6 protein-coding genes and 1 pseudogene are annotated in these 7,184 nt (G+C 45.3%); 6 read left to right on the forward strand and 1 reads right to left on the reverse strand.

Annotated features, from left to right (window positions below):
* Positions 1-44: 44 nt before the first annotated feature.
* On the forward strand, positions 45-2,006 hold the full coding sequence (locus RLO19_RS19955; RefSeq protein ID WP_446359191.1) for a protein kinase domain-containing protein: 1,962 nt from the start codon (positions 45-47) through the stop codon (positions 2,004-2,006).
* A gap of 270 nt (positions 2,007-2,276) precedes the next feature.
* Here RLO19_RS19955 and RLO19_RS19960 read toward each other — a convergent pair.
* Positions 2,277-2,627: pseudogene (locus RLO19_RS19960) on the reverse strand (transposase family protein); the annotation flags it as partial.
* 190 nt (positions 2,628-2,817) lie between these two features.
* Between RLO19_RS19960 and RLO19_RS19965 the strand changes: the two are divergent.
* The 5 genes from RLO19_RS19965 to nuoK all read left to right on the forward strand — a co-directional run bounded on the left by RLO19_RS19965 (position 2,818) and on the right by nuoK (position 6,871).
* Positions 2,818-3,687: a relaxase/mobilization nuclease domain-containing protein gene (locus RLO19_RS19965; RefSeq protein WP_446359192.1), complete on the forward strand. Its 870-nt coding sequence runs from the start codon at positions 2,818-2,820 to the stop codon at positions 3,685-3,687.
* Between the two features lie 179 nt (positions 3,688-3,866).
* Positions 3,867-4,985 (forward strand): NADH-quinone oxidoreductase subunit NuoH, encoded by a 1,119-nt coding sequence (gene nuoH, locus RLO19_RS19970; RefSeq protein WP_446359193.1) that lies wholly within the window; start codon positions 3,867-3,869, stop codon positions 4,983-4,985.
* A gap of 79 nt (positions 4,986-5,064) precedes the next feature.
* On the forward strand, positions 5,065-5,679 hold the full coding sequence (gene ndhI, locus RLO19_RS19975) for an NAD(P)H-quinone oxidoreductase subunit I (protein WP_446359194.1): 615 nt from the start codon (positions 5,065-5,067) through the stop codon (positions 5,677-5,679).
* Between the two features lie 73 nt (positions 5,680-5,752).
* The gene (locus tag RLO19_RS19980; RefSeq protein WP_446359195.1) at positions 5,753-6,379 is read left to right on the forward strand and encodes an NADH-quinone oxidoreductase subunit J; all 627 of its coding nucleotides are present in this window, start codon (positions 5,753-5,755) and stop codon (positions 6,377-6,379) included.
* A 180-nt stretch (positions 6,380-6,559) separates the two neighbouring features.
* Positions 6,560-6,871 carry an NADH-quinone oxidoreductase subunit NuoK gene (gene nuoK / locus RLO19_RS19985; RefSeq protein WP_446338124.1) on the forward strand — a complete coding sequence of 104 codons (312 nt, stop codon included), beginning with the start codon at positions 6,560-6,562 and terminating at the stop codon, positions 6,869-6,871.
* Positions 6,872-7,184: the final 313 nt, after the last annotated feature.

Raw genomic sequence — 7,184 nt, forward strand, 5'->3', positions numbered from 1 at the left:
TGATAAAGCCAAAATAGAGACGAAGGCTTTATATCCCTTGGCTCATGAGCTATTGTCTCAATCCTGATTGCGATCGCCCCCAGAACCCGGATGGGATGCGGTTTTGCCGACGTTGCGGTTCTAAGCTGTTGCTGCGAGAACGTTACCGCAGTCTGGGATTGATTGGACAAGGGGGTTTTGGTAGAACGTTTTTAGCGGTAGATGAGGATAAACCCTCGAAACCCCAATGTGTGATTAAGCAGTTTTTCCCCCTCTACCAGGGGAAAAGTGATATTGAGAAAGCGACGGAATTGTTTGAACGAGAAGCGGTGCGTCTGGATGAATTGGGCAAACATCCCCAGATTCCGGAATTACTCGCTCATTTTACTCAGGATAATCGCCAGTATTTAGTTCAAGAGTTTATTGATGGGCAAAATTTAGCCCAAATCTTGGCAAAGGAAGGGGTATTTAACGAACATCAGATTCGGGCTATGCTGCGAGATTTGCTAGCTATCCTTGAGTTTATCCACTCGCGCTCTGTGATTCATCGAGATATTAAACCAGAAAATATTATTCGTCGTCGGCATATTTATACTGGGGAAACGGGGGAAAATGAAGAAGGTGTAATCAAGGGGAATTTGGTTTTAGTTGATTTTGGTGCGGCTAAACATGCCATTGGGAGGACAAAAACGGGAACGACTGTGGGGACACCGGACTATATTGCCCCAGAACAAGCTAAAGGGAAAGCTATTTTTGCCAGTGATTTGTATAGTTTGGGTGTTAGTTGTATTCATTTACTCACCCAGGTAGTTCCTGAACAATTGTTTGATACGGGTGAGGATATCTGGATATGGCGGCGTTACTTAAAAAATAATTCAGTTAGTGATGAATTAGCCTATATTTTAGATAAACTCCTGAAACGAGCAACTAATCATCGTTATCAATCTGTTGCTGAAGTTCTGGGAGATTTAAATCAACTCCCATCGATTTCACTAGCCCAACGTTCTACCCCATCGCTATCGCCCCAATCGATTACCCGGTCAGGATTTCAGGGGGCTGGAGGTCAAAGCGCGATCGCACAGGCTCCGGCAAATCCCCTAAACCTTCAGCCTCCCTCGCATCCACCCTTAACCAATTGGCAAGTTGTGCAAACCCTAAATGGACATTGGGGTTCGGTGGAAGCCGTGGCGATTAGTCCCGATGGTTTAATTCTGGCTAGTGGTAGTGCAGACGCCACGGCTATGTTATGGCAGTTACCAGAAGGACGAGAGTATCATACTCTAAATGGTCATATCGAACGAGTCTGTGCTGTTGCATTTACGCCGGATAGTAAATATTTAGCTACAGGAAGTTATGACCAAACGATTAAACTTTGGCAGGTACAGAATGGACAACTTATTTTAACCCTAACTGGTCATAAAAAATGGATTAGTTCCCTCGCCATTAGTCCCGATGGGCAGATATTAGCCAGTGGTAGCAATGATGGCACAATTAAGTTATGGCATATCCCACAGGGTAGGGAATTATATACGCTTACAGGACATACCACTTATATTAATGAAATTGCCATCAGTCCCGATGGAGAAAGTATTGCCAGTGTTAGTGGGGATGGAACGGTGAAATTATGGCAAATCAGTACAGGGGAAGAACAGGATAGTTTTGGCGATAGCCAGTTACGTTTCGGCTTTTTCTATTCCGTCGCCTTTAGTCCCGATGGGCAACTCCTCGCCACCGGAAAAAGCGATGGCACCATTACATTATGGCAGTTAGAGACAAGAAGGGAACTTGGTACGCTTAAGGGTCATAATCAACGAGTACGGACATTAGCTTTTAGTCCCGATGGATACACCTTAGCCAGTGGTAGTATGGATAAAACAATTAAGATTTGGCAACTCTACGATAGGCAAACCCTTGCTACCCTGAACGGGCATACCTGGGAAGTCTATGCTGTTGCCTTTAGCCCCGATGGTGAGACACTCGTGAGTGGCAGTATGGATAAAACAATTAAAATTTGGCATTGTGATTAAGTGAAAAGGCAGAGGGCAGAAGGTTTATCCCAGACTCCGCACTTCAAGTTTAAGTACAACAAACTACACATTTTATAAACGGAAAAAGTCCGAAAAATTCAACTCTTGAATATCTTTTAAAGAAACAATAATTGTTTTGGGGATTCTTGTGAGTCGGGAATATCCTTGGGTAATAATTATCGGTCTTTCTTTAATTAACTGGACTTTGGACAAAAGAAAATAGGTTCGTCAAGATTATGAGCGAACCCATTTTCTTTTGTCCAAAGTCCAGTTAATAACATCACCATGAATAACTTGTTTAGTTATAGCATGAGCATACCTATGAGTAAATTTCTTTTTATATCCAACAAAATCTAAACATTCACTAAAAGGTTTTTTACAATAATCACACTTAAATCTTCGACGATTTAAGTAGAGCATGACTTCTCGGTTACATATAGGTAAATCTCTCACTAAATGTCTTTGATTTTGATGAAGGCGATGGCTAGTATGACTACAGCGTGGGCATTTAGCTGTTTTCTTTGGAACTTTAACAGATAAAATTAATGTTCCTTCTGCCTCTTGGATTTTTTCGACTATGACTCCTGGCAAGTTGAGGAGCTTTGTCATTTCTCTTTTCACAATCACTATATTGGCTATGTTTTAGGTGCATTGTCTTAACAGTTTAGCACACTAAGTACGGAAGACCCGAAACTCGACCAGTTAGCCACGGCGACGGATGAACCCGATTTACTTGAGCAACTTAAGCAACTGATTAAGCAAGTGCGTCTGGAAATTACTGGGGCAAATTTTTAGTGTTTTGAATGTTGAAATGATTGGCAAATTGGTCAAGGGGAATAACTTTACAAAATGCCTCAATTATGTTCTCAATAAACAGGGGGCAACGCTCATTGGTGGGAATATGGCTGGAGAGAACCCTAGTGAATTAAGTGGAGAATTCAGCATCTGCCACTTTCTCAACCAGCGAGTGACTAAACCCGTTTGTCATATATCGCTGTCGCTACCCCAACGCGACCATCTGGATGACCGGACCTGGTGTGAAATTGCCGGACGTTACCTCCAAGCCATGGGGTTTACCCGCAACCAATATATCGTGGCACGGCATACCGACACGACACACGACCACGTCCATATCGTTGCCAGTCGGGTTAGGCTTGATGGCACTTGTGTTCAGGATTCCTGGGACTACAAGCGCACTCAGCAGGTACTGTCTCAAATTGAAGCTGAATATAGGCTAACACCGACAAGAGCAGATCGAGAACGCCGCGCTCCTACGACGGGACAAATGCGGCGATACCGGAAAGAACAAGTTAACTATGCCAATGGTAAGCGCTACCAACCCCCAGAGTTACCTGTTATCCGACAGCTACAACGGCTCATTGATGACAATACTCGGGACTGTCCCACCCTGACACAGCTAGTATCTAGACTCCAGCAATCTGATGTCACGGTGCGTCCGGCGATGACCGCTGAGGGTGAGGTTATGGGCATTAGTTTTGGACTCAATGGTATCAATTTTCCCGGTTATAAGCTGGGGAACGCCTATTCTTTACCGGGACTGCAAAACTATCGGGGAGTGGAGTGGGATGCCAAACGGGACGTAGTGGCTCTATCCCCAATCTCCTATACTAATTCTGAATCGATAGCAGGGCAACCCGACTCTGTTCAACAGCAGTTTTAACCGTCGTAGCACATCGGCTACGATCAACGGAAATTCTCCCTTGTCTGGGCTGAGGGGATCACCCTCGAACGGTATACTAGGCAGTGAGGCTGTCAAAAAAACTTCACAAACCCAACCGATAGCATAATTTGATACGGCAAGTGTCAAATTACCTCAGTAAATATCATGTAGCTGCCAAGATGAACGCAGGAATTGACCTTCAAGGAAGTTTTATTGAATCGCTTAAAGATTTTGGCATCCCCAGTGGTGCTGCCAAGGCGATGTGGATGCCCCTACCGATGTTCCTGATGATTATCGGTGCCACCGTGGGTGTCCTTGTCGTCGTCTGGCTGGAACGGAAAATTTCGGCTGCTGCTCAACAGCGGATTGGTCCGGAATATGCTGGACCTCTGGGTGTTCTGCAAGCCGTCGCCGATGGTCTCAAGTTGGTGTTTAAGGAAGATATCGTCCCCGCCAAAGCAGACCGATGGCTATTTACCCTCGGACCCATACTCGTCGTCATCCCTGTCTTTTTGTCCTACCTGATTGTCCCCTTTGGACAGAACCTAGTGATTACCAACGTAGGACTGGGGATATTTCTCTGGATTTCCCTGTCGAGTATTCAGCCCATTGGTTTGCTGATGTCAGGCTATGCCTCCAATAACAAGTATTCCCTACTTGGGGGGTTAAGAGCAGCCGCCCAGTCGATTAGTTATGAAATTCCCCTGGCGCTGGCGGTACTGGCAGTAGTAATGATGTCCAATAGCCTAAGTACCATTGATATTGTGGAAAAGCAATCCGGGTATGGCATCTTAGGCTGGAATATTTGGCGTCAACCGGTTGGCTTTTTGATCTTCTGGATTGCGGCGTTAGCCGAGTGCGAGCGACTTCCCTTTGACCTACCCGAAGCCGAGGAGGAACTGGTTGCTGGCTATCAAACGGAATATGCCGGCATGAAATTTGGTTTGTTTTATATCGGGTCTTACGTTAACCTAATCCTTTCTGCCGTATTAGTGGCAGTGCTGTACTTAGGCGGCTGGGAATTCCCGATTCCCCTAGACCGATTAGCCACTTGGCTAGGTGTGAGTGAAACCAGTTCCTGGTTACAGGTGATTACCGCTTCTGTGGGAATTACCATGACCTTGCTTAAAGCTTACTTTCTCGTCTTTATTGCCATTCTGTTGCGCTGGACAGTTCCCCGTGTGCGGATTGACCAACTCCTAAATCTAGGATGGAAGTTTCTTTTACCGATTGGATTAGTGAATCTGCTGTTAACGGCTGCTCTTAAACTCACCTTTCCCGTTGCATTCGGGGGTTGATTGTTGATTATTCATTGGTCATGGTTAAAAACAAATGACCAATGACCAAGGACAAATGACGAATGACGAATCATAAATTATGCTCAAGTTCCTCAAACAAGTTGGCGATTATGCCAAAGAAACCGTTCAAGCTGCCCGTTATATTGGTCAAGGTTTATCTGTAACCTTCGACCACATGCAGCGCCGTCCTGTTACCGTGCAGTATCCTTATGAAAAACTGATTCCCTCTGAACGGTATCGGGGTCGGATTCACTTTGAATTTGACAAGTGTATTTCTTGCGAAGTCTGTGTACGAGTTTGCCCGATTAATCTGCCGGTGGTAGACTACGAGTTCGATAAAGCCAGTAAGAAAAAGAATCTCAAGCACTACAGTATTGACTTCGGGGTTTGTATTTTCTGCGCGAACTGCATTGAATACTGTCCCACCAACTGTCTGTCGGCGACAGAAGAGTATGAAATGTCTACCTACGATCGCCACGAACTCAACTATGATAATGTGGCGATGGGACGGCTGCCGTACAAGGTGACGCAAGACCCTATGGTTACGCCATTACGGGAGTTGGCTTACTTACCCAAAGGAGTCACAGAGCCCCACGGTTTACCGCCAGGTTCTCAACGTGCTGGTTTGCGTCCGGAAGAAATTGTCGAGCAAATGGAACCTGCTAAAGAAGAAGAAACAGCGAAGAATGCTTAAAGCTAGTCCCACGGAGTCTTTTCCCGTGGGATTAATGTGTCAGTTTAACTAGAGTGCAAGGAGTGAAGGTACAGTGGATCTAGCCCAAGGGGTTCAGTTTGTTTCATTTGCGATTTTGTCGGTAATGATGATTGGGTCAGCCTTAGGGGTTGTCCTACTCAATAACATCGTTTATTCGGCATTTTTACTTGGCGGTGTCTTCATTAGTATGGCGGGGTTTTACCTGTTACTAAATGCTGATTTTGTCGCCGCCGCGCAAATCTTGGTTTATGTAGGTGCGGTGAATGTGCTAATTTTGTTTGCCATTATGTTGGTGAATAAGCGAGAAGATTTTAAACCAATTGCGAATCGTTGGATTCGTCAAGGTGCAACCGCGCTGGTTTGTCTGGGATTATTTGCCTTGCTGGGAACGATGATATTAGCGACACCTTGGTCGATATATTCGGGTACGGTGGTCGAGGGTGAAGGATCAGTGGTGGAGATTGGTAAGCATTTCTTCAGTGACTTTTTACTGCCATTTGAACTCGCTTCGGTACTGTTGTTGATGGCGATGGTGGGTGCAATTATTTTGGCACGTCGCGATTTTATCCCAGAAAGCTTGATACCTCGCGATACATCAGAGACTGAGTTTTCTACCTTGCCAGAACGCCAGCGTCAGTTGGCATCTGTAGGCGGAGATGCTCAAAAAAGCACCCGATAAAAAGTCTTGTGCTATGGGCGGGAATAGGGACGAGTGTAGGGGCGGGTTTAGGGGCGGGTTTAGGTTTTCAATAGATTTTGTGACTGATAAGTGATCAACAAAACCCGCCCGACTGGGTTACCGATAAGTGATCAACAAAACCCCTCCAAGTGTCAAACATCGAACATTAAAGATTAATTCATGGAACTGCAACTTCAATATTTTTTACTGCTAGCGGCTGCTTTGTTTTGCCTTGGTATCTATGGTTTGATTACCAGCCGCAATGCTGTGCGCGTGTTAATGTCAATTGAACTGCTGCTGAATGCGGTCAATTTGAATTTAATGGGGTTTTCTAATTTTATTGACCCTGTAGGAATTAAAGGTCAGGTTTTTGCTGTGTTTGTGATTACTGTAGCGGCGGCTGAAGCGGCGGTTGGGTTGGCAATTGTGCTGTCGATTTATCGCAATCGTGACACGATTGATATGGAGCAGTTTAATTTGCTCAAGTGGTAAGTGTAGGCTGAGGGCGCACGTTAATATATATCGGTGAGGGCGCACGTCGGTCATTGGTGTCAACTTCAGCTAAAGTCGTCACCATCAGTCCCTCTCCATCCCCCCTAACCCCCCTTTGAAAGGGGGGAATAGGGAGAGGGGAGCAAGAGAATCCGGTTTCCCTCAGAAGCTTTATAGCGGTTTGCGACTTGGTAGAATACAATTGAAGGAGTGAAGTAGTGTGCTTAATGACAGGGACAGATGAAAGCCTACTCAATTGACTTGCGACAAAAAGTTGTGGAAGCCGTCTCAAATCAAGAAGACTCTCAAAGAG

The sequence above is a fragment of the Coleofasciculus sp. G2-EDA-02 genome, from assembly GCF_040226375.1.
GTDB lineage: Bacteria > Cyanobacteriota > Cyanobacteriia > Cyanobacteriales > Coleofasciculaceae > Coleofasciculus.

Excerpts from the sequence above, each read along its gene's own strand:
- RLO19_RS19955 (WP_446359191.1), top strand. The coding sequence starts at position 45 with ATGAGCTATTGTCTCAATCCTGATTGCGATCGCCCCCAGAACCCGGAT.
- RLO19_RS19965 (WP_446359192.1), top strand. The coding sequence starts at position 2,818 with ATGATTGGCAAATTGGTCAAGGGGAATAACTTTACAAAATGCCTCAAT.
- nuoH (WP_446359193.1), top strand. The coding sequence starts at position 3,867 with ATGAACGCAGGAATTGACCTTCAAGGAAGTTTTATTGAATCGCTTAAA.
- ndhI (WP_446359194.1), top strand. The coding sequence starts at position 5,065 with ATGCTCAAGTTCCTCAAACAAGTTGGCGATTATGCCAAAGAAACCGTT.
- nuoK (WP_446338124.1), top strand. The coding sequence starts at position 6,560 with ATGGAACTGCAACTTCAATATTTTTTACTGCTAGCGGCTGCTTTGTTT.